Source organism: Streptomyces minutiscleroticus, from assembly GCF_014650875.1.
GTDB classification, from domain to species: Bacteria; Actinomycetota; Actinomycetes; order Streptomycetales; family Streptomycetaceae; genus Streptomyces; species Streptomyces minutiscleroticus.
This window is the reverse complement of the sequence record NZ_BMVU01000004.1, coordinates 51,990-77,962: the sequence shown is the minus strand read 5'-3', so window position 1 is coordinate 77,962 and position 25,973 is coordinate 51,990. Positions and strand designations below refer to the sequence as shown.

Sequence of the window (25,973 nt, the reverse complement as noted above, 5' to 3'; positions counted from 1 at the left end):
CAGAAGAGGTCCCTGCCGGGAACCGGCAGACAATCAGGAGATAGACGTGATCCAGCAGGAGTCGCGACTGCGCGTCGCCGACAACACGGGTGCGAAGGAAATTCTCACCATCCGTGTGCTCGGTGGCTCCGGTCGCCGCTACGCGGGCATCGGTGACGTCATCGTCGCCACCGTCAAGGACGCGATCCCCGGTGGCAACGTGAAGAAGGGTGACGTCGTCAAGGCGGTCATCGTTCGCACCGTCAAGGAGCGCCGCCGTCCGGACGGCTCGTACATCCGCTTCGACGAGAACGCCGCCGTCATTCTGAAGAACGACGGCGACCCTCGCGGCACCCGTATCTTCGGCCCCGTCGGCCGTGAGCTGCGCGAGAAGAAGTTCATGAAGATCATCTCGCTCGCGCCGGAGGTGCTGTAAGCATGAAGATCAAGAAGGGCGACCTGGTCCAGGTCATCACCGGCAAGGACAAGGGCAAGCAGGGCAAGGTCATCGCGGCCTACCCCCGCGAGGACCGCGTCCTGGTCGAGGGTGTCAACCGGGTCAAGAAGCACACCAAGGCCGGCCCGACCGCTCGCGGTTCCCAGGCCGGCGGCATCGTGACCACCGAGGCCCCGATCCACGTGTCCAACGTTCAGCTGGTCGTGGAGAAGGACGGCAACAAGGTCGTCACGCGTGTCGGTTACCGCTTCGACGACGAGGGCAACAAGATCCGCGTTGCCAAGCGGACGGGTGAGGACATCTGATGGCTACCACCACCACTCCGCGTCTCAAGACGAAGTACCGCGAGGAGATCGCGGGCAAGCTGCGTGACGAGTTCAAGTACGAGAACGTCATGCAGATCCCCGGCCTCGTGAAGATCGTGGTCAACATGGGTGTGGGCGACGCCGCCCGCGACTCCAAGCTGATCGACGGCGCGATCCGCGACCTCACCACGATCACCGGTCAGAAGCCGGCCGTCACCAAGGCCCGCAAGTCCATCGCGCAGTTCAAGCTGCGTGAGGGCCAGCCGATCGGTGCCCACGTCACGCTCCGTGGCGACCGCATGTGGGAGTTCCTGGACCGCACCCTGTCGCTCGCGCTGCCGCGCATCCGCGACTTCCGCGGTCTGTCCCCCAAGCAGTTCGACGGCCGTGGCAACTACACCTTCGGTCTCACCGAGCAGGTCATGTTCCACGAGATCGACCAGGACAAGATCGACCGTACCCGGGGTATGGACATCACCGTGGTCACCACGGCGACCAACGACGCCGAGGGCCGCGCCCTCCTCCGTCACCTCGGCTTCCCCTTCAAGGAGGCGTGAGCGAGATGGCGAAGAAGGCTCTGATCGCGAAGGCTGCTCGCAAGCCCAAGTTCGGCGTGCGTGGCTACACGCGCTGCCAGCGCTGCGGCCGTCCCCACTCCGTGTACCGCAAGTTCGGCCTGTGCCGCGTGTGCCTTCGTGAGATGGCTCACCGTGGCGAGCTGCCGGGCGTGACCAAGAGCTCCTGGTAATACCGGTTATTCCGGGTTACCAAGGCTCTCGGTAAGCATTCGGGGCGGCGGAACGCCCACGCCACATGCCGTAGGCTTGTGGGGTTGGGCGTCTGCCGCCGCCCGTACGACTTACTACGCCGTAGGTCCACCGCGCCGCACCCGTCCCGTCTCGGATCGGGGAGAGGGATGGCGCACCAGGAAACCCCGGCGAGAGAGGCCGAAGGCCAATTCATGACCATGACTGATCCGATCGCAGACATGCTTACGCGTCTGCGGAACGCGAACTCGGCATACCACGACTCCGTGACGATGCCCGCTTCCAAGATCAAGTCGCACATCGCGGAGATCCTCCAGCAGGAGGGCTTCATCACGGGCTGGAAGGTCGAGGACGCCGAGGTCGGCAAGAACCTCACCCTCGAGCTGAAGTTCGGCCCGAACCGTGAGCGCTCCATCGCGGGCATCAAGCGGATCTCCAAGCCCGGTCTCCGGGTGTACGCGAAGTCCACCAACCTGCCGAAGGTGCTCGGCGGCCTCGGCGTGGCGATCATCTCCACGTCGCACGGGCTCCTCACCGACAAGCAGGCCGGCAAGAAGGGCGTGGGTGGGGAAGTCCTCGCCTACGTCTGGTAGCAGAAGGGAACGGAGGAAACAGCTATGTCGCGCATTGGCAAGCTCCCCATCACGGTTCCCGCCGGCGTGGACGTCACCATCGACGGCCGTACGGTCCAGGTGAAGGGCCCCAAGGGCACCCTCTCCCACACCGTTGTCGCGCCGATCGAGATCGCTAAGGGTGAGGACGGCGTTCTCAGCGTCACCCGCCCGAACGACGAGCGTCAGAACAAGGCCCTCCACGGCCTGTCCCGCACGCTGGTGGCGAACATGATCACCGGCGTGACCCAGGGTTACGTGAAGAAGCTCGAGATCAGCGGTGTCGGTTACCGCGTGACGGCCAAGGGTTCGAACCTCGAGTTCGCGCTCGGCTACAGCCACCCGATCACCGTCGAGGCGCCCGAGGGCATCACCTTCAAGGTGGAGTCCCCGACCCGCTTCTCGGTCGAGGGCATCGACAAGCAGAAGGTCGGCGAGGTCGCGGCGAACATCCGCAAGCTCCGCAAGCCCGACCCGTACAAGGCCAAGGGCGTCAAGTACGAGGGCGAAGTCATCCGCCGCAAGGTCGGAAAGGCGGGTAAGTAAGCCATGGCATACGGTACGAAGATCGCTAAGGGCGACGCCTACAAGCGCGCCGCGATCAAGCGCCGCCACATCCGGATCCGCAAGAAGGTCTCGGGTACGGCCGAGCGTCCCCGCCTGGTCGTGACGCGTTCGAACCGCCACATCGTGGCCCAGGTCATCGACGACATCAAGGGTCACACCCTGGCGTCGGCGTCGACCCTGGACGCCTCGATCCGTGGCAACGACGACAAGTCGGCGCAGGCCGGCAAGGTCGGCGCCCTGGTCGCCGAGCGTGCCAAGGCCGCGGGCGTCGAGGCCGTCGTGTTCGACCGTGGTGGCAACCGGTACGCGGGTCGCATCGCGGCTCTGGCCGACGCCGCCCGCGAAGCCGGGCTCAAGTTCTGAGCCGCTTCCGTAGCTAGCGGAAAAGAGAGAGGTAAATCCAATGGCTGGACCCCAGCGCCGCGGTGGCGGTGCCGGTGGCGGCGAGCGGCGGGACCGGAAGGGCCGTGACGGCGGCGCAGCTGCCGCCGAGAAGACCGCGTACGTCGAGCGCGTCGTCGCGATCAACCGCGTCGCCAAGGTTGTGAAGGGTGGTCGTCGCTTCAGCTTCACCGCGCTGGTCGTGGTGGGCGACGGTGACGGCACCGTGGGTGTCGGTTACGGCAAGGCCAAGGAGGTGCCGGCCGCCATCGCCAAGGGTGTCGAGGAGGCCAAGAAGCACTTCTTCAAGGTCCCCCGTATCCAGGGCACCATCCCGCACCCGATCCAGGGTGAGAAGGCCGCGGGCGTCGTCCTGCTCAAGCCGGCTTCCCCCGGTACCGGTGTTATCGCCGGTGGCCCGGTGCGTGCCGTGCTCGAGTGCGCCGGCGTTCACGACATCCTGTCGAAGTCCCTCGGCTCCGACAACGCGATCAACATCGTGCACGCGACCGTGGAGGCCCTGAAGGGCCTGCAGCGTCCCGAGGAGATCGCGGCCCGCCGCGGTCTGCCGCTCGAGGACGTCGCCCCCGCGGCTCTGCTGCGTGCGCGTGCCGGGGCTGGTGCGTAATGGCTCAGCTCAAGATCACGCAGGTGAAGTCGTACATCGGCAGCAAGCAGAACCACCGTGACACCCTGCGCTCCCTTGGTCTCAAGGGCATCAACACGCAGGTCGTCAAGGAGGACCGCCCCGAGTTCCGCGGCATGGTGCACACCGTCCGCCACCTCGTGACGGTCGAGGAGGTCGACTGATCATGGCGGAGCAGAACCCGCTCAAGATCCACAACCTCCGTCCCGCCCCGGGCGCCAAGACCGCCAAGACCCGTGTCGGTCGTGGTGAGGCGTCGAAGGGTAAGACGGCCGGTCGTGGTACCAAGGGCACGAAGGCCCGTTACCAGGTTCCGGAGCGCTTCGAGGGTGGCCAGATGCCGCTCCACATGCGCCTCCCGAAGCTCAAGGGCTTCAAGAACCCGTTCAAGACCGAGTACCAGGTCGTGAACCTCGACAAGCTGGCCGCGCTCTACCCCGAGGGTGGCGAGGTCACGGTCGAGGGTCTCGTGGCCAAGGGTGCCGTGCGCAAGAACAGCCTCGTCAAGGTCCTGGGCCAGGGCGAGCTCTCCGTGGCGCTGCAGGTGACGGTCGACGCCGTCTCCGGCTCCGCCAAGGAGAAGATCACCGCCGCCGGCGGTACCGTCACCGAGCTCGTCTGACCCGTTCAGGCCTCTCGATGACATGAGCGATCCCGACCGGGGATGCCCCACAAAAGGGGCATCCCCGGTTGGTCGTTCCTAGGGGGGCGGTGTCGCCGGTATGGTGGCCTGCGCTGCTGATTTCCCCCGGTTCCCCCGACAGGGGCACCCAGAACGGCAGCGAACCGTTACACATGTCGTCCTTAGTCGAATCTCAAGACCGTCACCTCTGACGCACTTGCGCGGGGGTCGCAGGAGGCACCGTGCTCACCGCGTTCGCCCGGGCGTTCAGAACGCCCGACCTGCGCAAGAAGCTCCTCTTCACGCTCGGCATCATCGTGGTCTACCGGGTCGGTACCCATATCCCGATTCCCGGTGTCGACTACAAGAACGTCCAGTTCTGTCTGGACCAGGCGAGCCAGAACCAGGGCTTGTTCGGTCTGGTCAACATGTTCAGCGGCGGCGCGCTGCTCCAGATCACGATCTTCGCGCTCGGCATCATGCCGTACATCACCGCCAGCATCATCCTGCAGCTGCTCACCGTGGTGATCCCGCGCCTGGAGGCCCTGAAGAAGGAGGGCCAGTCCGGCACGGCGAAGATCACGCAGTACACCCGCTACCTGACGGTCGCCCTGGCGATCCTCCAGGGCACCGGTCTCGTCGCGACCGCGCGCAGCGGCGCGCTCTTCAGCGGCTGCCAGCTGGCCGGCCAGATCGTCCCGGACCAGTCGATCTTCGTCACCATCACCATGGTCATCACCATGACCGCCGGTACGGCCGTCGTCATGTGGCTCGGTGAGCTCATCACCGACCGCGGCATCGGCAACGGCATGTCGATCCTGATGTTCATCTCGATCGCCGCCACGTTCCCGTCCGCCCTGTGGGCCATCAAGGAGCAGGGCAGCCTGGCCGACGGCTGGATCGAGTTCGGGACCGTCATCCTCGTCGGTCTCGTCATGGTCGCCCTGGTGGTCTTCGTCGAGCAGGCGCAGCGCCGTATCCCGGTGCAGTACGCGAAGCGGATGATCGGCCGCCGTTCCTACGGCGGTACGTCGACCTACATCCCGCTCAAGGTGAACCAGGCCGGCGTGATCCCCGTCATCTTCGCGTCGTCGCTGCTCTACATCCCGGCGCTGATCGCTCAGTTCACGGGCGGTGACGCGGGCTGGAAGACCTGGATCGAGCAGAACCTGACCAAGGGTGACCACCCGATCTACATCACCCTCTACTTCCTTCTCATCGTTTTCTTCGCGTTCTTCTACGTGGCCATCTCGTTCAACCCCGAGGAAGTCGCGGACAACATGAAGAAGTATGGTGGCTTCATCCCGGGCATCCGGGCTGGCCGACCGACCGCTGAGTACCTCAGCTACGTACTCAACCGGATCACCTGGCCGGGTTCGCTGTATCTGGGACTGATCGCTCTCGTACCGACGATGGCGTTGGTTGGCTTCGGGGCAAGCCAGAACTTCCCGTTCGGCGGGACCAGCATCCTGATCATCGTGGGTGTGGGTCTCGAGACGGTGAAGCAGATCGAGAGCCAGCTTCAGCAGCGCAATTACGAAGGGTTCCTCCGCTGATGCGAATCGTCCTCGTCGGGCCGCCCGGTGCCGGCAAGGGAACGCAAGCCGCCTACCTTGCCAAGAACCTGTCGATCCCCCACATCTCCACCGGCGACCTCTTCCGTGCGAACATCAGCCACTCCACGGAGCTGGGCAAACTCGCCAAGTCCTACATGGACGCGGGGAACCTGGTACCCGACGAGGTCACCATCGCCATGGCCAAGGACCGCATGGAGCAGCCGGACGCCGAGGGCGGCTTCCTGCTCGACGGCTTCCCGCGCAACGTGTCGCAGGCCGAGGCGCTGGACGAGATGCTGCAGTCCGGCGGCATGAAGCTGGACGCGGTGCTCGACCTGGAGGTCCCCGAGGACGAGGTGGTCCGGCGCATCGCCGGCCGCCGCATCTGCCGCAACGACTCGGCGCACGTCTTCCACGAGACGTACAAGAGGCCGAAGCAGGACGGCGTCTGCGACGAGTGCGGCGGCGAGCTGTACCAGCGCGACGACGACTCCGAGGACACCGTCCGCAAGCGCCTCGAGGTCTACCACACGCAGACCGAGCCGATCATCGACTACTACAAGGCGCAGGACCTGGTGGTCACGATCTCGGCCCTCGGCAAGGTGGAAGAGGTCACCCAGCGGGCGATGGACGCGCTGAAGCGCGGGGACGACCGGAAGTAGACAGGGGCGTCCCTCCGGCCGCGGTGCCCCCATGGGTGCCGCGGCCGTAGTGTTGTGCAGGTAACGGCCCACGGAAAGACGGAGAGCGCAGGCCCCCATGGTGCAGATCAAGACCCCCGAGCAGATCGCCAAGATGCGTGAGGCGGGCCTTGTGGTCGCCGCCATCCACAAGGCGACGCGAGAGGCCGCGGTGCCCGGGGCGAGCACCAAGGACCTGGACGAGGTCGCCCGCAAGGTCCTCGCCGAGCACGGCGCGAAGCCGAACTTCCTCGGCTACGGCGGCTTCCCCGCCACCATCTGCACCTCGGTCAACGAGGTCGTCGTCCACGGCATCCCGGACGAGAAGACCGTCCTGAAGGACGGCGACATCATCTCGATCGACTGCGGCGCCATCGTCGACGGCTGGCACGGCGACGCGGCGTTCACGGCCTTCGTGGGCTCCGGCCACGCCCCGGAGCTGATCGAGCTCTCCCGGGTGACCGAGGAGTCGATGTGGGCGGGCATCGCGGCGATGAAGCCGGGCAACCGGCTCGTCGACATCTCCCGCGCCATCGAGACCTACATCCGCCGCCAGCCCAAGCCCGGCGGCGGCAAGTACGGGATCGTCGAGGACTACGGCGGCCACGGCATCGGCACCGAGATGCACATGGACCCGCACCTGCTGAACTACGTCGAGCGCCGGCGCGGCAAGGGCCCGAAGCTGGTGCCCGGCTTCTGCCTGGCGATCGAGCCGATGGTGTCGCTCGGCACCCCCAAGACCCGGGTCCTCTCCGACGACTGGACGGTCGTCACCACGGACGGCACGTGGTCCTCGCACTGGGAGCACTCGGTCGCCCTGACCGAGGAGGGCCCGCTGGTCCTGACCTCCCCCGACGGCGGCAGGGCCAAGCTGGCGGAGCTCGGGGTCACGGCGGCGCCGGACCCGCTGGGCTAGCCGCGGGGCCCTTCCCGGGTCCCATACGGCCGAGGTAGGTCCCTGTGGGGCCGCCTCGCGCGCCCGTGCAGGGCGCCGCGCACCGGCTCCGGTGCGGTCCCGCGCCTCGCGCACAGGCCCGTGCGTCCCGCCCGGTCCGGTGCGGTCCCGCGCGTGAGCGCCGGGCGGCCCGTCCCGGGCAGCGCGCCGCAGGGCCCCCGCCAGGCCGGGGGCGCGCCGGAGACCGCGCCGCACGCCCCGCGACCGCCGCTCGGCGCCGCCGGGCCCCAGGAGGACCCGGACCCCGGCCGTGAGCCCGGGACACGGGTCCGCACGGGCCCGCATAACGATCTCCGAAGCCGGGCAGCCTCCCTCGATTCGTCTTTCCGGGAGCACTGACGTAGACTGACTCGTCGGCTCTCGTGCACCCGCATGTCCTCATGCGGTCGGCGGAGTCGATCAAGGTAGTCGATTCGAAGGGCGAAGCGTGGCCAAGAAGCAAGGTGCCATCGAGATCGAGGGCACTGTCGTCGAGTCTCTTCCGAACGCCATGTTCAAGGTCGAGCTCCAGAACGGCCACCAGGTCCTGGCACACATCAGCGGCAAGATGCGCATGCACTACATCCGCATCCTCCCTGACGACCGGGTCGTGGTGGAGCTCTCTCCGTACGACCTGACGCGTGGCCGGATCGTCTACCGCTACAAGTAGATCTTGCCTGTGCCCCGTTCCGGCGGGGTGGTGGCACTGACCCGGAGAACCTCACATCCCATGAAGGTCAAGCCGAGCGTCAAGAAGATCTGCGACAAGTGCAGGGTGATCCGCCGTCACGGCCGGGTCATGGTCATCTGCGACAACCCGCGCCACAAGCAGCGCCAGGGCTGACGCACGACCGCACCTCTGCATCCGCAGATCTCGCGCGACGCAAGCAGTACATGTTCATACGCAGATCCCGGGCCGGGCGTTCAGCCGGTCCGACACCCCCGGTCGGAGGCCGGGGACCCAGTTCGTACCTCGTACGGCGGCTGGGAGCCGGTTCTGTGGAAGACCTCCGAACGACAACTGGAGCCATTGAATGGCACGCGTTTCCGGTGTTGACATCCCGCGCGACAAGCGCGTGGAGGTTGCCCTCACCTACGTGTTCGGCATCGGCCGGACCCTGTCCCAGAAGACGCTGGCCGAGACCGGCGTCGACCCGAACACCCGCGTTCGCGACCTCTCCGAGGAGGAGCTGGTCAAGATCCGCGAGTACGTGGACGCCAACATCCAGACCGAGGGTGACCTCCGTCGCGAGATCCAGGCCGACATCCGCCGCAAGGTGGAGATCGGTTCCTACCAGGGTCTGCGCCACCGTCGTGGCCTGCCCGTCCGCGGTCAGCGCACCAGCACGAACGCCCGTACCCGCAAGGGCCCGCGTCGCGCCATCGCCGGCAAGAAGAAGCCGGGCAAGAAGTAGTCCTCAGCGGACGCTGCGCTGTCCGGGCCCGCCCCGGACGCCGCATTCCAGCGGTCTTCGCTGTAGGACCGACCACCTCCCGTAGGAGAACAAGACATGCCCCCCAAGGGACGTCAGGGCGCTGCCAAGAAGGTGCGCCGCAAGGAAAAGAAGAACGTCGCTCACGGCCACGCGCACATCAAGAGCACGTTCAACAACACGATCGTCTCGATCACGGACCCGACCGGCAACGTGATCTCCTGGGCCTCCGCCGGCCACGTCGGCTTCAAGGGCTCGCGCAAGTCCACCCCCTTCGCCGCGCAGATGGCCGCCGAGTCGGCCGCCCGCCGCGCGCAGGAGCACGGCATGCGCAAGGTCGACGTCTTCGTCAAGGGTCCCGGCTCCGGCCGTGAGACCGCGATCCGCTCCCTCCAGGCCACCGGCCTCGAGGTCGGCTCGATCCAGGATGTCACCCCCACCCCGCACAACGGCTGCCGTCCGCCGAAGCGCCGCCGCGTCTGACGCACGGCCTTCACCGCGGCCCGGGCCGTGCCGGTCACGCTCCGGCGCGGCCGGTCGCCGGGTTCGAGGTTCCGGGCGGTACGGCTCCTGAAAAAGGACCGTATCGCCCGTATCCTTGCAGTACCCGCGCGGTGCACCGCGCGGTTCCGTCGGGCGTCAAATAGCGGGCGTCCACGAATGAAGGATCTGATCCCCACATGCTGATCGCTCAGCGTCCCTCGTTGACCGAAGAGGTCGTCGACGAGTTCCGCTCCCGGTTCGTGATCGAGCCGCTGGAGCCGGGCTTCGGCTACACCCTCGGCAACTCCCTCCGCCGTACGCTCCTGTCCTCGATCCCGGGTGCCGCCGTCACCTCGATCCGGATCGACGGCGTCCTGCACGAGTTCACCACCGTGCCGGGCGTCAAGGAGGACGTCACCGACCTGATCCTCAACATCAAGCAGCTGGTCGTCTCCTCGGAGCACGACGAGCCGGTCGTGATGTACCTGCGCAAGCAGGGCCCGGGTCTGGTCACCGCCGCCGACATCGCGCCCCCGGCCGGTGTCGAGGTGCACAACCCCGACCTCGTCCTCGCCACGCTCAACGGCAAGGGCAAGCTGGAGATGGAGCTGACCGTCGAGCGCGGTCGCGGCTACGTCTCCGCCGTCCAGAACAAGCAGGTGGGCCAGGAGATCGGCCGTATCCCGGTCGACTCCATCTACAGCCCCGTGCTCAAGGTCACCTACAAGGTCGAGGCGACCCGAGTCGAGCAGCGCACCGACTTCGACAAGCTCATCGTCGACGTCGAGACCAAGCAGGCCATGCGTCCGCGCGACGCCATGGCGTCGGCCGGCAAGACCCTGGTCGAGCTGTTCGGTCTGGCCCGCGAGCTCAACATCGACGCCGAGGGCATCGACATGGGTCCGTCCCCGACGGACGCCGCGCTCGCCGCGGACCTGGCGCTGCCGATCGAGGAGCTGGAGCTCACGGTCCGCTCCTACAACTGCCTCAAGCGCGAGGGCATCCACTCCGTGGGTGAGCTCGTCGCCCGCTCCGAGGCCGACCTGCTGGACATCCGCAACTTCGGTGCGAAGTCCATCGACGAGGTCAAGGCGAAGCTGGCCGGCATGGGCCTGGCCCTCAAGGACAGCCCGCCCGGATTCGACCCGACCGCCGCGGCCGACGCCTTCGGCGCGGACGACGACGCGGACGCGGGCTTCGTCGAGACCGAGCAGTACTGAGAGCTCGGGACCGACGGTCCGTTCCCGGGTGCGGGTGCGCTGCGGCTTGTCGCGTCCACGCGACGGAGTCGCACATCGACACCGTCCCGCACCCCTTCCGGGGCGCCCCTTCGGGGACGCCCCGGATCTCCGACGGGCGACCGCCCGCTCGGATACTGACCCCGGTACCTGATACGGCCGGGGCAGACACACAGGAGAAGAACCATGCCGAAGCCCACCAAGGGTGCCCGTCTGGGCGGCAGCGCCGCGCACGAGAAGCTGCTCCTCGCGAACCTCGCGAAGGCGCTGTTCGAGCACGGCAAGATCACGACCACCGAGGCGAAGGCCCGCCGTCTGCGGCCGTACGCCGAGCGTCTGGTCACCAAGGCGAAGAAGGGCGACCTTCACAACCGCCGTCAGGTGCTCCAGGTCATCACGGACAAGAGCGTCGTCCACACGCTCTTCACCGAGATCGGCCCGCGCTACGAGAACCGCCCGGGTGGCTACACCCGTATCACCAAGATCGGTAACCGCCGTGGCGACAACGCGCCCATGGCCGTCATCGAGCTGGTGGAGGCCCTGACCGTGGCCCAGCAGGCCACCGGTGAGGCCGAGGCGGCCACCAAGCGCGCCGTCAAGGAAGACGCCCTGAAGAAGGACGAGGCCGCCGAGGCCACGTCCGACGAGGCCGTCGAGGACGCCAAGCCGGCCGACGAGGCCGCCGCCGAGGAGTCGAAGGACGCCTGAGGCTGCTGCTTCGCGGTGAGCGGGTCCGCCCTTCGGGGCGGGCCCGCTTTCGTTCGTCCGGAGGCCGTTTCGGCCCTGAGAGGATCTGTGTGTGAGTGACGAGGTGGAGCCCGGGTTCGTCCGGGTGCGGCTGGATCTGTCGTACGACGGCTCGGAGTTCTCCGGGTGGGCCAAGCAGGCCGGGGGGCGGCGGACCGTCCAGGGGGAGATCGAGGACGCGCTGCGGGTGGTGACCCGGTCCGCACGGCCGTACGAGCTGACGGTGGCCGGGCGGACCGACGCCGGGGTGCACGCGCGGGGCCAGGTCGCGCACGTGGACCTGCCGGGGGAGGTCTGGGAGGAGCAGCGGGGAAAGCTGCTCAAGCGGCTGGCCGGGCGGCTGCCGCGGGACGTGCGGATCTGGTCGGTCGCCGAGGCGCCGAGCGGCTTCGACGCCCGCTTCTCGGCGATCTGGCGCCGCTACGCCTACCGGGTCACCGACCACCCCGGCGGCGTCGACCCGCTGCTGCGGAACCACGTGCTCTGGCACGACTGGCCGCTGGACGTCGACGCCATGAACGAGGCGGCGCGCGGGCTGCTGGGGGAGCACGACTTCGCGGCGTACTGCAAGAAGCGGGAGGGCGCGACCACGATCCGCACCCTGCAGGAGCTGAGCCTGGTGCGGGGCGAGGACGGCGTCGTCACCGCGACCGTGCGCGCCGACGCCTTCTGCCACAACATGGTGCGTTCGCTGATCGGGGCGCTGCTGTTCGTGGGGGACGGACACCGGGGGCCCGAGTGGCCGGCGAAGGTGCTGGCCGCGGGCGTGCGCGACTCCGCCGTGCACGTCGTGCGCCCGCACGGCCTGACCCTGGAGGAGGTCGGCTACCCGGCGGACGGGCTGCTGGCGGCCCGGAGCAAGGAGGCGCGCAACCGGCGGTCCCTGCCGGTACGGGGCGGCTGCTGCGGCTGAGGACGACGCGGGAGGACCGGACGGGACGGCGGCGTGAGCCTGCCCCGCCGGGTGCGGCGGCGGCCGGTCCGGGGAGCGGTGCCGGTCCGGCGTACGTGGTGCGGTGCCGGTCCGGCGTACGTGGTGCGGTCCCGCTCTGGGCGCGGTGGCGGTCCGGGGTGTGTGGCGGCGAGCCCGCCGGGTGCGGCGCCGGTCGGTCCGGGGTGGGCGGTGCCGGTCCGGCGGGTGCGGCGGCGGTCCGGCGGGTGCGGGGTCAGCCCGCTGTCGCCGCCGCCGACGCCTGGGCCTCGCCGCGGCGGTGGATCTGGCGGAAGGCGAACTCGGCCAGGTCGTCGCCGGTGGAGAAGACCTTCTCGTCCTTGGTCGTCACGTCCTTGCCGTCGGTGAAGCCGGCGACCGTCAGGTACATGTAGCGGCCGTAGGAGTTCGTGGTCGAGCGGCAGACGGCGGCGCGGCAGAAGGTGGGGACGCCCGAGCCGGGCAGCGAGACGACGCCGCTCCTGCTGTCCGCGTCCGTCTTGGCCTTGGCGGCCTGCGCCTCGGTGTCGAAGACGGCGACCCCGACCGTGACCGCGACGCCGTCCTTGCTGTACGTGGCGCGGACGACCCGGGTGCAGCCGTTCTTCGCGAGGATCGCGGGAAGGGTGCCGCGGGCGACGGACGCGCAGTTCGTCGTGGAGTCCGTGGGGCCCTTCTTGTAGACGGTCTCGCCCATCGTCAGCTGCGTGCCGGGGAAGAGGGTGTCCGCGCTCAGCGGGGCCGTGTCCTTCTTCGCGCTGGAGATGAAGTCCTTCGGGTCGAGCGGCGGCGGCGCCGACGTCTTTGCGAAGGAGGGCTCGGGACGGTCCGACCCGCTCGGGATGTCGGCCGTGGCCGGCAGGCCGGAGGAGGGCCGGTTCGACGCCTGGTCGCTGCCGTCCGCCGAGACCACGGCCACCGCGACGGCCGCGCCGACCGCGATCGTGGCGATCGCTCCGCCGCCGATCAGCAGCCATCTGCGGCGCCGGTTGCGCGTCTCGGACGCCTCGGCGAGCGCGGCCCAGTCGGGGGACTGGCCGGCCTGACCGCCCCACCCCGACCCCTGATCGCCCCACTGCGGCCGCTGTGAACCCGATCCCCCGGAACCCCACTGGGGTCCCCCCTGCCCAAAGCTCATGGGCGGCATCTTAGACGGGACGGGGGGCGTGCTGGTCCGTCCCGAACGGCACTCGACGCCCTAGCGTTACCCGGGTGAGAAGCGGCGAAAAGGACATCTGCGCATGGTTCGTACGGCCCGCCTCCTGGCCCGGCCGGACGGTGCTCATGGCGGTGCTCGCGGCGGCCGTCGTGCAGACCGCCCGGCACACGCGCGACGGAGGCATGGACAACGGGATCGTCGTCGACGCCGCCCGCACCTGGCTGCGCGGCGGCTCCCCGTACGCCGACCCGCACTTCCTCTATCTGCCCAGCGCCGTCCTCGCCGGCGTCCCGCAGACCGTGCTGCCGCTCACCGTGCTGCGCGCGGCGGTGCCCCTCGCGGTCGCCGGCTGCCTGCTCGGCGGCTGGGTGTGCGCGCTGCGGCTGCACGGCGTCCCGGTGCGCAGCCGGTTCGCCGTGCTCGGCGCGACGGCGCTCGCGCTCGGCTTCGCGCCCTTCGGGCACCTGGTCCGCCTGGGCAACTGGACCGCGGTGGCCGCGCTCGCCCTGCCCGCGGCGCTGCTGCTGGCCCACCGCGGCCGGTGGACCGCCGCCGGTGCGGTGGTCGGCGCCGCGATCGCCGTGAAACCGCTGCTCGTGCCCGTCCTGCTGCTCTTCGTCCTGGCCCGCCGGTGGCGCGGGCTGGCCGCCGCGGTCCTGGTCCCGGCCGCCGCCTCGGGCCTCGCCGCGCTGCTGATGCCCGACCCCGCCGGGTTCCTCACCCGTACCCTGCCCTTCCTGCTGCGCGGCGGCGACGACTTCATGCGGCCCTACGAGATGTCCCCGGCGGCGGTGCTGCCGCGGCTCGGTGTGCCGGAGCACGCCGCCTCGCTGCTGGCGACGGCCGCCGCGGGCTGCCTGGTGTGGTGCGCGTACCGACGCTGGCGGCGGGGCGGTCCCGGGCCCGCACGGCTCGCGGAGACCGCCGCGCCGCTGCTGCTGGCGGCCTTCCTCGCCTCCCGGACCTCCTACGACCACTACCTGATGGCCGTCGTGCCGGTGCTGCTCGCCGGGGCGCTGGAGCCGGGGGCGGTGGCCCGCGGCCCGTGGTTCTGGGCCGCGCTGGTGCCGCAGGTGCCGGGGTTCTCCCTGCCGTACCTGGAGGCGGAGACCCGGCGGGCCTTCCGGGACGCGGTGACGCTGTGCGTGCTGGCCGCGGCGGTGGGCCGCCGGGCGGCGACGGGCGCGGTGCCGGGGCGGCGGGGGCCGCGTCCGGCCGCCGGGGAGGCGCGTCCGGCCGCCGAGACGGAGGACCCGGCCGCCGAGGGGGAGCGTCCGGCTGTCGGCGCGGAGCGGCCGGGCCACTGACGGGGAGGGGTCCGGCCGCTGCCGGGGTCTGTCTGCGGGCGGGGGCGCCCGGCCGCAGGGAAGCCGCAGGGAAGGGACGTCCCGCGGTCTCCGGCGCGGGCGAGGAGCCGCCGTGCTGCCGGTGCTGCCGGCGCTTTCCCCGCCGCGCAGTATCCTGAAACACGGCAGGAGCCTCGCGAGGGCTCCCCGTTTTGACCCATCCGGGGCGAGACGGGTAACCTGCCAGTTCGTTATGTGTATTGGCTTGCTCATTCTCACGTGAGGGGCCCTTACACCGGTCCACCGGGCCGATGACCAGCGACCAGCACGCGGTTTGCGTCACCGCAGTGCGGTCAGGGCTGTCGTGATCGTCTTCGGTGACCTTGTCAGGACCATTCACTGAAGAAGCGAAGGCTACGAACCGTGCGTACGTACAGCCCCAAGCCCGGCGATATCACCCGCCAGTGGCACGTCATCGATGCCCGGGACGTCGTCCTGGGCCGCCTGGCGTCCACCGCCGCCACCCTTCTGCGGGGCAAGCACAAGCCGATCTACGCGCCGCACGTCGACGCTGGTGACTTCGTCATCATCATCAACGCCGACAAGGTGCACCTGTCCGGCAACAAGCGGACCCAGAAGATGGCGTACCGCCACTCCGGCTACCCGGGCGGTCTGCGGTCCGTCCGCTACGACGACCTGCTGGCGAACAACCCCGAGAAGGCCGTCGAGAAGGCCGTCAAGGGCATGCTCCCGAAGAACTCCCTCGGCCGTCAGATGCTCTCGAAGCTGAAGGTCTACGCGGGCGAGAACCACCCGCACGCTGCTCAGCAGCCGGTTCCGTTCGAGATCACCCAGGTCGCGCAGTAAGTCCGGCCACCCCCTAAGACTGAAGAGAATCTGAGGAGAATCGTGGCCGAGACCACCGCCGAGCAGCCTCTCGACGAGACTGTCGACATCGACCAGTACACCACCGAGTCCGAGGTCCCCCTGGAGGGCGAGTACACCTCGGAGTCGCTGGCCTCCCGCTTCGGCGACCCGCAGCCGGCCGCCGGCCTGGGCCGTCGCAAGAACGCCATCGCCCGCGTCCGGATCGTTCCGGGCTCCGGCAAGTGGAAGATCAACGGTCGCACCCTCGAGGACTACTTCCCGAACAAGGTGCACCAGCAGGAAGTCAACGAGCCCTTCAAGGTGCTCGAGCTCGAGGGCCGCTACGACGTCGTCGCCCGCATCGCGGGTGGCGGTGTCTCCGGTCAGGCCGGCGCCCTGCGCCTCGGCGTGGCCCGCGCCCTGAACGAGGCGGACGTGGACAACAACCGCGGCCCGCTCAAGAAGGCCGGGTTCCTGCGTCGTGACGACCGCGCCGTCGAGCGCAAGAAGGCCGGTCTGAAGAAGGCCCGCAAGGCCCCGCAGTACAGCAAGCGCTAATCGCTGCCTGCTTCGTACGACCGTTCGCCCCGGCGGCACGCTGTGTGCCGTCGGGGCGTTCGTTTATTCATAGAGTTCGGCGTATAACGTCATATGGCGCTCAAAGGTTTGCACGCTCGGATGATTTTCGGAGCCCAACTGTCCTTCTGAGTCTCTCGGGCCCCGTCAGGGGGTGGACGCCGCGGCCTGGACGAGCTTCACCTTGCTTTTCTCGGGAATTTCCGACAGTTCGGAGGACATCACAGTGGGACGACTCTTCGGCACGGACGGTGTGCGCGGTGTCGCCAACGCGGATCTGACGGCCGAGCTCGCGCTCGGACTCTCCGTCGCGGCGGCGCACGTACTCGGTGAGGTGGGCACCTTCGAGGGGCACCGCCCGACCGCGGTCGTCGGGCGCGATCCGCGGGCGTCCGGCGAGTTCCTGGAGGCCGCCGTGGTCGCGGGGCTCGCGAGCGCCGGCGTGGACGTGCTGCGGGTCGGCGTGCTGCCGACGCCCGCGGTCGCGTACCTGACCGGCGTGCTCGGAGCGGACCTCGGCGTGATGCTCTCCGCCAGCCACAACGCCATGCCCGACAACGGCATCAAGTTCTTCGCGCGCGGCGGCCACAAGCTGGCCGACGAGCTGGAGGACCGGATCGAGGCCGTGTACGAGGAGCACCGCACCGGCGCCCCCTGGGACCGGCCGACCGGGGCCGGCGTCGGCCGCGTGAAGGACTACCACGAGGGCTTCGACCGGTACGTCGCCCACCTCGTCGGCGTGCTGCCGAACCGGCTCGACGGGCTGAAGATCGTGCTGGACGAGGCGCACGGGGCGGCCGCCCGCGTCTCGCCCGAGGCGTTCACGCGCGCCGGGGCCGAGGTCGTCACCATCGGCGCCGATCCGGACGGGCTCAACATCAACGACGGCTGCGGCTCGACCCACCTGGACCTGCTGCGGGCCAAGGTCGTCGAGCACGGGGCCGACCTCGGCATCGCGCACGACGGTGACGCCGACCGCTGCCTGGCCGTGGACCACGAGGGCAACGAGGTCGACGGCGACCAGATCCTCTCCGTGCTCGCGCTGGCGATGCGGGAGCGTTCCGCACTGCGCTCCGACACCGTCGTCGCGACCGTCATGTCCAACCTGGGCTTCAAGCTCGCCATGGAGCGCGAGGGCGTCCGGCTCGTCCAGACCGCGGTCGGCGACCGCTACGTGCTGGAGGAGATGAAGGAGCACGGCTACGCGCTCGGTGGCGAGCAGTCCGGGCACGTGATCATCCTGGACCACGCGACCACCGGCGACGGCACGCTCACCGGTCTGATGCTGGCCGCCCGGGTCGCCGAGACCAAGCGGTCCCTCAAGGAGCTCGCGTCCGTCATGGAGCGGCTGCCGCAGGTGCTCGTGAACGTGCCCGACGTGGACAAGTCCCGGGTGAACAGCTCCGCCGAGCTGTCCGAGGCCGTCAAGGAGGCCGAGCGGGAGCTGGGTTCCACCGGGCGGGTGCTGCTGCGGTCCTCGGGCACCGAGCCGCTGGTGCGCGTGATGGTCGAGGCCGCCGACATCGAGCAGGCGCGGTCCGTCGCCGCGCGCCTCGCCGACGTGGTGAAGTCGGCGCTGGGATAACGGCGCTGGGATAACGGCGTTCGGCCCCTGGCCGGTCGGTCCCTGGCCGGTCGGGCGGCGGTCGGGGCATGTGGCTCGGGCCCGTGGCCGGTGCACTTCGGTGGCCGGGTGCGGGTCCGGGCCGTTTCGGGTCCGGGGGTATGTCGGGTGCGGGTCCGGGCTGTTCTGGGTTCGGGGGCGGTCCGGGTGTGGTTCGGGGGTGTGTCGGGTGCGGGTTGTTTTCTATGGGGCGGCCGCGTTCCTGCGGTTCCAGAACCACTTCTGGGCCAGCAGGGTGAGGGTGCCGGCGACGACGATGCCCAGCAGGTTGAGCAGGAGTTGCTCCGCGGAGCCCACCGTCTGCCGCATGTCCCCGTAGCTGAGCGCGACGGCCGCGTTGGCGGCGGCCGGGACCGTCGTGACGGAGATGGCGACGCCGATCAGGGCACCGGACTTCGCTGAGGTCAGCGACAACGTGCCGGCGATGCCGGCGAGGACCGCCACGACGAAGGAGAAGGAATCCGGGGCGTACACGAAGCCGGTGTTGGGCCGGTCGCCCTCCAACTGGTCCTCGCTGAACAGGTGCAGCGCGTCCATGAACAGGCTGAAGCCCACCGTCACCGCCATCGCCACCGCGAACCCCACGAGCAGCGCGGTCAGCGAGCGCAGCGCCAGGCGCGGCGCCCGTTGCACGACGGCGGTGCTGAATCCGGCCAGCGGCCCGAACTCCGGGCCCACCGCCATCGCGCCCACGATCAGGACCGCGTTGTCGAGCACCACGCCGCAGGCCGCGATCATCGTGGCGAGCGTGATGAAGGCCAGGTAGGTGAAGGAGAGCGTGGACTCCTCGTGCGTGGCGTCCGCCAGGTGCTCCCACAGCACCGCGTCGGCGGCCTCGCCCGGAGCGTCCTCCGAGGCCTTCTCGGCCCGCTCCGACAGCGACAGGTCGATGCTCTCGACGGCGATCGACCCCGTCCTCTCGAGGTCCAGCTTCCGCAGCTTGCCGAGGAGTTCGTCGCCCGCCTCGCGCGCCACGTCGACCATCACCACGTCACCGGCCGGGTCGCGCGCGGCGCCCGGCAGCACGACCAGGTGCGTGGTGCCGACCGTTTCCTCGATCAGACGCACCGCGGACTCCGTGCGGTCGGCCGGGGTGATCAGGCGCAGATGCAGCATGGCGGCAGCGTAGCGGGAGGTGCGGACGGCTCCCCCGCCGTACCGTGGGCCCCGCGGGACGGCGGCGGCCGGTGTGCGACTAGAGCTTGCGCAGGCTCAGGCGCTGCACCTTGTGGTCCGGGCCCTTGCGCAGGATGAGCGTGGCGCGGCCGCGCGTGGGCGCCACGTTCTCCAGCAGGTTCGGCTTGTTGATGGTCCGCCAGGTCGTGCGCGCGTAGTCGAGCGCCTCCTCCTCCGAGACCCGCGTGTACTTCTGGAAGTACGAGGACGGGTTCTGGAACGCCGTCTGCCGGAGCTTGCGGAAGCGGTTGAGGTACCAGCGCTGGATGTCCTCCTCCTTCGCGTCCACGTACACGCTGAAGTCGAAGTAGTCCGCGAGGCCGACCCGGGTGCGGCCGTCCTTGCCGGGCAGGGCGGGCTGCAGGACGTTCAGGCCCTCGACGATGAGGATGTCCGGGCGGCGCACGACGAGCCGCTCGCCGGGGACGATGTCGTAGATGAGGTGCGAGTAGACGGGCGCCGTCACCTCGTCCTTGCCCGCCTTGATGTCGGCCACGAAGCGGGTCAGCGCGCGCCGGTCGTAGGACTCGGGGAAGCCCTTGCGCGAGACGAGGCCGCGCGCCTGGAGCTCCTTCATCGGCAGCAGGAAGCCGTCCGTGGTGACCAGCTCCACCCGCGGGTGCTCGGGCCAGCGGGCCAGCAGGGCCTGGAGCAGACGGGCGACGGTGGACTTGCCCACGGCGACCGAGCCGGCGACGCCTATGACGAACGGTGTGCCGGACTGCGAGCCCTTCTCGCCCAGGAAGGTGTTCAGGGCGCCCCTGAGTCCGTCGGTGGCGCCGACGTAGAGGTTGAGCAGCCGGGACAGCGGCAGGTAGACGTCCCGCACCTCGTCGAGGTCGATGACGTCGCCGAGGCCGCGCAGCCGCTCCACCTCCTCGGCGGTCAGCGGGAGCGGCGTCTTGTCGCGCAGCGCGCTCCACTCGGCACGGGTGAGGTCGACGTAGGGAGTCGCCTCCGGCCTGGACCGGTGGGCGCTCCGCGGCAACGAGGGGACCGGAGAGATCACAGTCCATTGTTACGGGAGTTCGAACGCGGGTGGGGGTGGAGTCCGTCACGCCGGGATTCCGGGACGAAAGGGGTGCTCTGTGTGTTTCCTGTGATCCCGGGGTGTCGGAGGTGTGGACCGGGGCGGACGGTGGGGGATAGCTTCGCGCCATCCGGGAGTGAGCCGTCTTCCGGGCTGTGAGGGGGCAGGGGGCCATGAGGGGGTTGGGATGGCGTTGACCGAGCACATACAGGGACTCTTACGCCGGAGACAGAAGTCCGAGCCGGCGTGGGGTGCGGAGCCGGCCCTTCAGGAGCGGGTGTGGAGCGAGCTGGTCGCCGACCTGCCGGACGAGGACCTCGGCGAGGACCTCGAGGCTTGCCTGGAGGACTACGAGATGGGCAGCAAACCGCGCTGCGAGGAGGCGGAGTACCTCGCGCTGGTGCAGGACGCGATCGACCGGATCGCGGACGGCGGGAGGGGGAGCAGCAAGCGCAAGGGCCGCATACACGGTGGCGGGGCTCCGTGGGTGCGGCGCGGGCGGTTTCGTGCGTCGTGACGGCGCGGCCCGGGGCCTAGGCTGCCCGCATGTGCGGAATCGTGGGATACGTGGGGTCGCAGTCGGCGCTTGACGTGGTCGTCGCCGGACTGAAGCGGCTGGAGTACCGGGGGTACGACTCGGCGGGCGTCGCGGTGCTGTCCGACGGCGGGCTGGCCGCGGCGAAGAAGGCCGGGAAGCTGGTCAACCTGGAGAAGGAGCTGGTCGACCGACCGCTGCCCAGCGGGTCCACCGGCATCGGGCACACCCGGTGGGCCACGCACGGCGGACCCACCGACGCCAACGCCCATCCGCACCTCGACAACGCCGGGCGGGTCGCCGTCGTCCACAACGGCATCATCGAGAACTTCGCCGCGCTGCGGGCCGAGCTGGCCGGGCGCGGGCACCGGCTGGCCTCCGAGACGGACACCGAGGTCGTCGCGCACCTGCTGGCCGAGGAGTTCTCCGCGTGCGCGGACCTGGCCGAGGCGATGCGGCTGGTGTGTCGGCGCCTGGAGGGCGCGTTCACGCTGGTCGCCGTGCACGCGGACGAGCCCGGCGTGGTCGTGGGCGCGCGGCGGAACTCGCCGCTCGTGGTGGGCGTCGGGGAGGACGAGGCCTTTCTGGCCTCGGACGTGGCCGCGTTCATCGCCCACACGCGCTCGGCGATCGAGCTGGGGCAGGACCAGGTCGTGGAGCTGCGCCGGGACAGTGTGACGGTGACCGGCTTCGACGGGCGGCCCGCCGAGGTGCGCTCGTACCGCGTGGACTGGGACGCGTCCGCGGCGGAGAAGGGCGGCTACGACTACTTCATGCTCAAGGAGATCGCCGAGCAGCCCAAGGCGGTCGCCGACACGCTGCTGGGCCGCGTCGACGCGGCCGGCTCGCTGACGCTCGACGAGGTCCGCATCTCCGACTCCGAGCTGCGCGAGATGGACAAGGTGGTGATCGTGGCGTGCGGTACGGCCTTCCACGCCGGGCTCATCGCCAAGTACGCCATCGAGCACTGGACCCGCATCCCGTGCGAGGTGGAGCTGGCGAGCGAGTTCCGCTACCGCGACCCGATCCTCGACCAGCAGACCCTGGTGATCGCCATCTCGCAGTCCGGCGAGACCATGGACACGCTCATGGCGCTCCGGCACGCCCGCGAGCAGGGCGCCAAGGTGCTCGCCATCTGCAACACCAACGGCTCGACGATCCCGCGCGAGGCGGACGCGGTGCTCTACACGCACGCCGGTCCCGAGGTCGCCGTCGCGTCCACGAAGGCGTTCCTCACGCAGCTGGTGGCGTGTTACCTGGTCGCGCTGTACCTGGGCCAGGTGCGCGGCACCAAGTGGGGGGACGAGATCCGGGCCGTCGTACGGGACCTGTCGCACATCGCGGGCTCGGTCGAGCAGGTGCTTGGAACCATGGAGCCGGTGCGAAAGCTCGCGCGCTCGCTCGCGGACAAGGACACCGTGCTGTTCCTGGGGCGGCACGTGGGCTATCCGGTGGCGCTGGAGGGGGCGCTGAAGCTGAAGGAGCTCGCGTACATGCACGCCGAGGGGTTCGCGGCGGGGGAGCTGAAGCACGGGCCGATCGCGCTGATCGAGGAGGACGTGCCGGTCGTGGTCGTCGTGCCGTCGCCGCGGGGGCGGTCCGTGCTGCACGACAAGATCGTGTCCAACATCCAGGAGATCCGGGCGCGGGGGGCGCGGACCGTGGTGATCGCGGAGGAGGGGGACGAGGCGGTGACGCCCTACGCCGACCACCTCGTGCGCGTTCCGGCGACGCCGACGCTGCTGCAGCCGCTGGTGGCGACCGTGCCGCTGCAGGTGTTCGCGTGCGAGCTGGCGACCGCGCGGGGCAACGAGGTGGACCAGCCCCGCAACCTCGCCAAGTCCGTGACGGTGGAGTGAGCCGGTGATCATCGGGGTCGGCATCGACGTTGCCGAGATCGAGCGGTTCCGGGCGTCGCTGGAGCGGACGCCCGGGCTGGCCGCGCGGCTCTTCGTGGAGGGGGAGCTGACGCGGCCCGACGGGGAGCGGCGGGGGGCCGCCTCGCTGGCGGCGCGGTTCGCCGCGAAGGAGGCGGTGGCCAAGGCGCTGGGGGCGCCCGGGGGGCTGCGCTGGACCGATGCCGAGGTGTACGTGGAGGAGAGCGGGCAGCCCCGGCTGCGGGTGCGGGGGACCGTGGCGGCCCGGGCCGCGGAGCTGGGGGTGCGGGCCTGGCACGTGTCGCTGAGCCATGACGCGGGGGTGGCCTCCGCCGTGGTGGTGGCCGAGGGGTAGTCGGCGGACGGTGGGCGACGGGCGGCGGGCTGCGACCGGTCCGGCCGCGGCCGGCGGGCGGTGTGCCGTCCGGCTGTGGGTGGGGCGCTGTTCGGCTGTGGGCGGTGCGCCGTCCGGCTGTGGGTGGGGCGGGTGCGGGCCGGTGTGTCCGTCCGCGACCCGTGGGGTTCGCGGTGCGGGGCAAGTGGGCGTTCGCCGGTGCGGGCGTGAGTCGCGGACATGTGACACACCGGCCCGCCCCCTTCCGCCGGATCGCGTCCATGGGTCGTCGTGGGCGGGCCTGGGTGCGGTGGTTCGTTCTTCCATGGTCGGATCGTGTCTGCCGGTCGTCTTGGGCCGGTTCGGGTGCGGTGGTTCGTTCTTCCATGGCCGGATCGTGTCCGCTGGTCGTCTCGGGCCGGTTCGGGTGCGGTTCTCGGGCCGTGGCGCGGTGGGTTCGGTCGGCTGGAGGCCCGGCTGTGGGGAACACTCACGGCATGCGAAATGCGTACGGCGTGGAGACGGTGCGGGCGGCCGAGCGGGAGCTGATGGCGCGGCTGCCGCAAGGGGCGCTCATGCAGCGGGCGGCCGCGGGGCTCGCCGCGGCCTGTGCGGATCTTCTGGGACGTGTGTACGGGGCCCGGGTGGTGCTGCTCGTGGGCAGCGGGGACAACGGCGGGGACGCCCTGTACGCGGGAGCGCGGCTGGCGCGGCGGGGTGCCGGGGTGTCCGCCGTGCTGCTGGCACCCGGGCGGGCCCATCCCGGTGGGCTCGCCGCGCTGCTGGCCGCGGGCGGGGTCGTTCTTCAGGAGGACGCCGAGGACACGGTGCGGCGGGCCGATCTCGTGGTGGACGGCATCGTGGGGATCGGGGGGAGGGGCGGGCTGCGGGACGGGGCCGTGCCGCTGGCCGAGGCCGCCCGGGAGGCGCGGGCCGTCGTGGCCGTGGATCTGCCCAGCGGCGTCGACGCGGACACGGGAGAGGTGCGCGGAGCCGCCGTGCGGGCCGATCTGACCGTGACCTTCGGGACGCACAAGCCGGGGCTGCTCGTCGACCCCGGGCGGGAGTACGCCGGGTCCGTGCGGCTCGTCGACATCGGGCTGGCGCTGCCGGGGGAGCCCGAGGTCGAGGCGTTGCAGCACGCTGATGTGGCCGCGTTGCTGCCCGTGCCGGGTGCCGAGAGCGACAAGTACCGGCGGGGTGTGGTGGGGGTCGCGGCCGGGTCCGACCGGTATCCGGGGGCCGCCGTGCTGGCCGTCGCGGGCGCGCTGCGGGGCGGAGCGGGGGCCGTGCGGTACGTGGGCCCCGCGGGCGGTGCGGTCCTCGCGCGGTTCCCCGAGACGCTCGTGTCGGACCGGGGGCCCGCCAAGGCCGGGCGGGTGCAGGCATGGGTGGTGGGGCCCGGGGCTGGCGACGACGCACAGGTCGTGGAGGAGGTGCTGGCCGCCGAGGTGCCGGTGCTGATCGACGCCGACGGACTGCGGCTCGCCCCGCGGGACGTGGTGCGGGAGCGGTCGGCTCCCACCCTGCTCACCCCGCACGCCGGGGAGGCCGCCCGGCTGCTGGGGACCGGGCGCGAGGAGGTCGAGGCGGCGCGGCTCTCGGCCGTGCGGGAGCTGGCGGGGCTGTACGGGGCGACCGTGCTGCTGAAGGGGTCCACCACGCTGGTCGCCGGGGCGGGGGGCGGGGCGGTGCGCGTGAACGCCACCGGGACGCCCTGGCTCGCCACCGCGGGCAGCGGTGACGTGCTGTCGGGGCTCGCCGGCTCCCTGATGGCCGCCGGTCTGGAGGCGCTGGACGCGGGGAGCGTGGGGGCCTACCTGCACGGGCTCGCCGGGCGGTTCGCCGCCGACGGGGCGCCCGTGGGCGCGCACGACGTCGCGGAGGCGATCCGTTACGCGTGGCGTGACGTCGTCCGTACCGGGTGACCGGTGGCCGCGGGGCGCCTCCGGAGCCTCTGAGAGACTGGGGCCGCTATGAGTGATACTGCGCCGCTGCGCGCCCGTGCCGAGATCGATCTGGACGCCCTGCGGTCCAATGTGCGGACCCTGCGTGCCCGTGCCTCCGGCGCGGCCCTCATGGCCGTGGTGAAGGCCGACGCGTACGGGCACGGGGCGGTGCCCTGCGCCCGGGCCGCCCTGGAGGCCGGGGCCGACTGGCTGGGCACCGCCACCCCGCAGGAGGCCCTGGCCCTGCGGGCCGCGGGACTGCCGGGGCGGATCATGTGCTGGCTGTGGACGCCCGGCGGTCCCTGGCGCGAGGCGATCGAGGCCGACCTCGACCTGGGCGTCGGCGGGATGTGGGCCCTGAGGGAGGCCGTCGGGGCCGCGCGGGAGGCGGGGCAGGCCGCTCGTGTCCAGCTGAAGGCCGATACGGGGCTCGGGCGCAACGGGTGCCAGCCGGCCGACTGGCCCGAGCTGGTGGAGGAGGCGGTGCGGGCCGAGCGGGCGGGGCTCGTGCGGGTCACCGGGCTGTGGTCGCACTTCGCCGCCGCCGACGAGCCCGGGCACCCCTCGATCGCCGGGCAGCTGGAGCGGTTCCGCGAGATGGTCGCGTACGCGGAGGAGCGGGGCGTGCGGCCCGAGGTGCGGCACATCGCCAACTCGCCCGCCGTGCTCACCCTTCCGGAGAGCCACTTCGACCTCGTGCGCACCGGCATCGCCCTGTACGGGATCTCGCCCAGCCCCGAGCTGGGGACGCCCGCCGACTTCGGGCTGCGGCCCGTGATGACGCTGTCCGCCTCGGTGGCGCTGGTCAAGCACGTGCCGGGCGGGCACGGGGTCAGCTACGGGCACCACTACGTCACGCCCGGCGACACCACCTTGGGGCTCGTGCCGCTCGGGTACGCCGACGGGATCCCGCGGCACGCCTCCGGGACGGCGCCCGTGCTGGTGGCGGGCAAGTGGCGGACGGTCGCCGGGCGGGTGGCCATGGACCAGTTCGTGGTCGACCTGGGCGGGGACGAGCCCGCGGTCGGGGCGCGGGCCGTGCTGTTCGGGCCCGGCGACGGGGGCGAGCCGACCGCCGAGGACTGGGCCCGGGCGGCGGGCACCATCGCGTACGAGATCGTGACGCGCATCGGAACGCGCGTCCCGCGCGTCCATCAACATGTGAAGAGTGAACGAGACGGGTAACTCCGGATGGTGTGCGGCACACAGCGAGCATGCGTACC

At 70.6% G+C, this 25,973-nt stretch carries 32 protein-coding genes; 29 read left to right on the top strand and 3 right to left on the bottom strand.

The window, feature by feature from the left end:
• Positions 1-46 precede the first annotated feature (46 nt).
• The 20 genes from rplN (at position 47) to truA (ending at position 12,319) form a co-directional block, all read left to right on the top strand.
• On the top strand, positions 47-415 hold the full coding sequence (gene rplN, locus IE271_RS07490; RefSeq protein WP_003974257.1) for a 50S ribosomal protein L14: 369 nt from the start codon (positions 47-49) through the stop codon (positions 413-415).
• Positions 416-417: 2 nt separating this feature from the next.
• Positions 418-741, top strand: a complete 324-nt coding sequence (gene rplX / locus IE271_RS07485; RefSeq protein ID WP_030671805.1) for a 50S ribosomal protein L24 — start codon at positions 418-420, stop codon at positions 739-741.
• Positions 741-1,298, top strand: a complete 558-nt coding sequence (gene rplE / locus IE271_RS07480; RefSeq protein ID WP_007384074.1) for a 50S ribosomal protein L5 — start codon at positions 741-743, stop codon at positions 1,296-1,298. Before rplX ends, rplE begins: the two co-directional genes overlap by 1 nt.
• 5 nt (positions 1,299-1,303) lie before the next feature.
• Positions 1,304-1,489: a type Z 30S ribosomal protein S14 gene (locus IE271_RS07475; protein ID WP_003948630.1), complete on the top strand. Its 186-nt coding sequence runs from the start codon at positions 1,304-1,306 to the stop codon at positions 1,487-1,489.
• Between the two features lie 213 nt (positions 1,490-1,702).
• Positions 1,703-2,101: a 30S ribosomal protein S8 gene (gene rpsH, locus IE271_RS07470; protein WP_030571221.1), complete on the top strand. Its 399-nt coding sequence runs from the start codon at positions 1,703-1,705 to the stop codon at positions 2,099-2,101.
• Positions 2,102-2,125: 24 nt separating this feature from the next.
• Positions 2,126-2,665, top strand: coding sequence for a 50S ribosomal protein L6 (rplF, locus tag IE271_RS07465; RefSeq protein WP_190189401.1), 540 nt, complete (start codon positions 2,126-2,128; stop codon positions 2,663-2,665).
• Between the two features lie 3 nt (positions 2,666-2,668).
• Positions 2,669-3,049, top strand: a complete 381-nt coding sequence (rplR, locus tag IE271_RS07460; protein WP_190189400.1) for a 50S ribosomal protein L18 — start codon at positions 2,669-2,671, stop codon at positions 3,047-3,049.
• A 40-nt stretch (positions 3,050-3,089) separates the two neighbouring features.
• Positions 3,090-3,695: a 30S ribosomal protein S5 gene (rpsE, locus tag IE271_RS07455; protein WP_030788249.1), complete on the top strand. Its 606-nt coding sequence runs from the start codon at positions 3,090-3,092 to the stop codon at positions 3,693-3,695.
• Positions 3,695-3,877 (top strand): 50S ribosomal protein L30, encoded by a 183-nt coding sequence (gene rpmD / locus IE271_RS07450; RefSeq protein ID WP_003974250.1) that lies wholly within the window; start codon positions 3,695-3,697, stop codon positions 3,875-3,877. Before rpsE ends, rpmD begins: the two co-directional genes overlap by 1 nt.
• 2 nt (positions 3,878-3,879) lie before the next feature.
• Complete coding sequence (gene rplO, locus IE271_RS07445) at positions 3,880-4,335, top strand: 50S ribosomal protein L15 (protein WP_190189399.1); 456 nt, start codon at positions 3,880-3,882, stop codon at positions 4,333-4,335.
• A 242-nt stretch (positions 4,336-4,577) separates the two neighbouring features.
• Positions 4,578-5,891, top strand: a complete 1,314-nt coding sequence (secY, locus tag IE271_RS07440) for a preprotein translocase subunit SecY (protein WP_190189398.1) — start codon at positions 4,578-4,580, stop codon at positions 5,889-5,891.
• The gene (locus IE271_RS07435; RefSeq protein ID WP_190189397.1) at positions 5,891-6,553 is read left to right on the top strand and encodes an adenylate kinase; all 663 of its coding nucleotides are present in this window, start codon (positions 5,891-5,893) and stop codon (positions 6,551-6,553) included. Before secY ends, IE271_RS07435 begins: the two co-directional genes overlap by 1 nt.
• A gap of 97 nt (positions 6,554-6,650) precedes the next feature.
• Positions 6,651-7,487: a type I methionyl aminopeptidase gene (map, locus tag IE271_RS07430; protein ID WP_190189396.1), complete on the top strand. Its 837-nt coding sequence runs from the start codon at positions 6,651-6,653 to the stop codon at positions 7,485-7,487.
• Between the two features lie 466 nt (positions 7,488-7,953).
• On the top strand, positions 7,954-8,175 hold the full coding sequence (gene infA, locus IE271_RS07425; protein ID WP_003948620.1) for a translation initiation factor IF-1: 222 nt from the start codon (positions 7,954-7,956) through the stop codon (positions 8,173-8,175).
• Between the two features lie 60 nt (positions 8,176-8,235).
• Positions 8,236-8,349: a 50S ribosomal protein L36 gene (gene rpmJ, locus IE271_RS07420; protein ID WP_003974245.1), complete on the top strand. Its 114-nt coding sequence runs from the start codon at positions 8,236-8,238 to the stop codon at positions 8,347-8,349.
• A gap of 190 nt (positions 8,350-8,539) precedes the next feature.
• On the top strand, positions 8,540-8,920 hold the full coding sequence (rpsM, locus tag IE271_RS07415; protein WP_190189395.1) for a 30S ribosomal protein S13: 381 nt from the start codon (positions 8,540-8,542) through the stop codon (positions 8,918-8,920).
• A gap of 96 nt (positions 8,921-9,016) precedes the next feature.
• A complete protein-coding gene (rpsK, locus tag IE271_RS07410; protein WP_003948617.1) occupies positions 9,017-9,421 on the top strand; it encodes a 30S ribosomal protein S11 in 405 nt (134 codons plus the stop codon).
• A gap of 197 nt (positions 9,422-9,618) precedes the next feature.
• Positions 9,619-10,641: a DNA-directed RNA polymerase subunit alpha gene (locus IE271_RS07405; RefSeq protein ID WP_003966937.1), complete on the top strand. Its 1,023-nt coding sequence runs from the start codon at positions 9,619-9,621 to the stop codon at positions 10,639-10,641.
• Between the two features lie 204 nt (positions 10,642-10,845).
• Positions 10,846-11,367 carry a 50S ribosomal protein L17 gene (rplQ, locus tag IE271_RS07400; protein WP_190189394.1) on the top strand — a complete coding sequence of 174 codons (522 nt, stop codon included), beginning with the start codon at positions 10,846-10,848 and terminating at the stop codon, positions 11,365-11,367.
• 91 nt (positions 11,368-11,458) lie between these two features.
• Positions 11,459-12,319, top strand: a complete 861-nt coding sequence (gene truA, locus IE271_RS07395) for a tRNA pseudouridine(38-40) synthase TruA (protein WP_190189393.1) — start codon at positions 11,459-11,461, stop codon at positions 12,317-12,319.
• A gap of 253 nt (positions 12,320-12,572) precedes the next feature.
• Here truA and IE271_RS07390 read toward each other — a convergent pair whose 3' ends face one another.
• Positions 12,573-13,475, bottom strand: coding sequence for a hypothetical protein (locus IE271_RS07390; RefSeq protein ID WP_190189392.1), 903 nt, complete (start codon positions 13,473-13,475; stop codon positions 12,573-12,575).
• Between the two features lie 74 nt (positions 13,476-13,549).
• On the opposite strand from IE271_RS07390, the gene IE271_RS07385 reads away from it, so the two are divergent.
• The 4 genes from IE271_RS07385 to glmM all read left to right on the top strand — a co-directional run bounded on the left by IE271_RS07385 (position 13,550) and on the right by glmM (position 17,810).
• Positions 13,550-14,803 carry a glycosyltransferase 87 family protein gene (locus IE271_RS07385; protein ID WP_229919187.1) on the top strand — a complete coding sequence of 418 codons (1,254 nt, stop codon included), beginning with the start codon at positions 13,550-13,552 and terminating at the stop codon, positions 14,801-14,803.
• Positions 14,804-15,205: 402 nt separating this feature from the next.
• Entirely contained in the window at positions 15,206-15,649 is a 444-nt protein-coding gene (gene rplM / locus IE271_RS07380) for a 50S ribosomal protein L13 (RefSeq protein ID WP_190189391.1), read from the top strand.
• Between the two features lie 42 nt (positions 15,650-15,691).
• A complete protein-coding gene (gene rpsI, locus IE271_RS07375; RefSeq protein ID WP_190189390.1) occupies positions 15,692-16,207 on the top strand; it encodes a 30S ribosomal protein S9 in 516 nt (171 codons plus the stop codon).
• A gap of 244 nt (positions 16,208-16,451) precedes the next feature.
• A complete protein-coding gene (gene glmM, locus IE271_RS07370) occupies positions 16,452-17,810 on the top strand; it encodes a phosphoglucosamine mutase (protein WP_190189389.1) in 1,359 nt (452 codons plus the stop codon).
• Between the two features lie 222 nt (positions 17,811-18,032).
• Here glmM and IE271_RS07365 read toward each other — a convergent pair whose 3' ends face one another.
• Together IE271_RS07365 and coaA are read right to left on the bottom strand one after the other, a co-directional pair.
• Positions 18,033-18,965 carry a DUF389 domain-containing protein gene (locus IE271_RS07365; protein WP_190189388.1) on the bottom strand — a complete coding sequence of 311 codons (933 nt, stop codon included), beginning with the start codon at positions 18,963-18,965 and terminating at the stop codon, positions 18,033-18,035.
• 79 nt (positions 18,966-19,044) lie between these two features.
• Complete coding sequence (coaA, locus tag IE271_RS07360) at positions 19,045-20,034, bottom strand: type I pantothenate kinase (protein WP_190189387.1); 990 nt, start codon at positions 20,032-20,034, stop codon at positions 19,045-19,047.
• Positions 20,035-20,332: 298 nt separating this feature from the next.
• Between coaA and IE271_RS07355 the strand changes: the two genes are divergently transcribed.
• The 5 genes from IE271_RS07355 (at position 20,333) to alr (ending at position 25,935) form a co-directional block, all read left to right on the top strand.
• Entirely contained in the window at positions 20,333-20,572 is a 240-nt protein-coding gene (locus IE271_RS07355; RefSeq protein WP_190189627.1) for a hypothetical protein, read from the top strand.
• 29 nt (positions 20,573-20,601) lie between these two features.
• A complete protein-coding gene (gene glmS / locus IE271_RS07350) occupies positions 20,602-22,449 on the top strand; it encodes a glutamine--fructose-6-phosphate transaminase (isomerizing) (RefSeq protein WP_190189386.1) in 1,848 nt (615 codons plus the stop codon).
• Between the two features lie 4 nt (positions 22,450-22,453).
• Positions 22,454-22,822, top strand: coding sequence for a holo-ACP synthase (locus IE271_RS07345; protein WP_190189385.1), 369 nt, complete (start codon positions 22,454-22,456; stop codon positions 22,820-22,822).
• Between the two features lie 476 nt (positions 22,823-23,298).
• Positions 23,299-24,729: an NAD(P)H-hydrate dehydratase gene (locus IE271_RS07340; protein ID WP_190189384.1), complete on the top strand. Its 1,431-nt coding sequence runs from the start codon at positions 23,299-23,301 to the stop codon at positions 24,727-24,729.
• A 48-nt stretch (positions 24,730-24,777) separates the two neighbouring features.
• Entirely contained in the window at positions 24,778-25,935 is a 1,158-nt protein-coding gene (gene alr / locus IE271_RS07335) for an alanine racemase (RefSeq protein WP_190189383.1), read from the top strand.
• Positions 25,936-25,973: the final 38 nt, after the last annotated feature.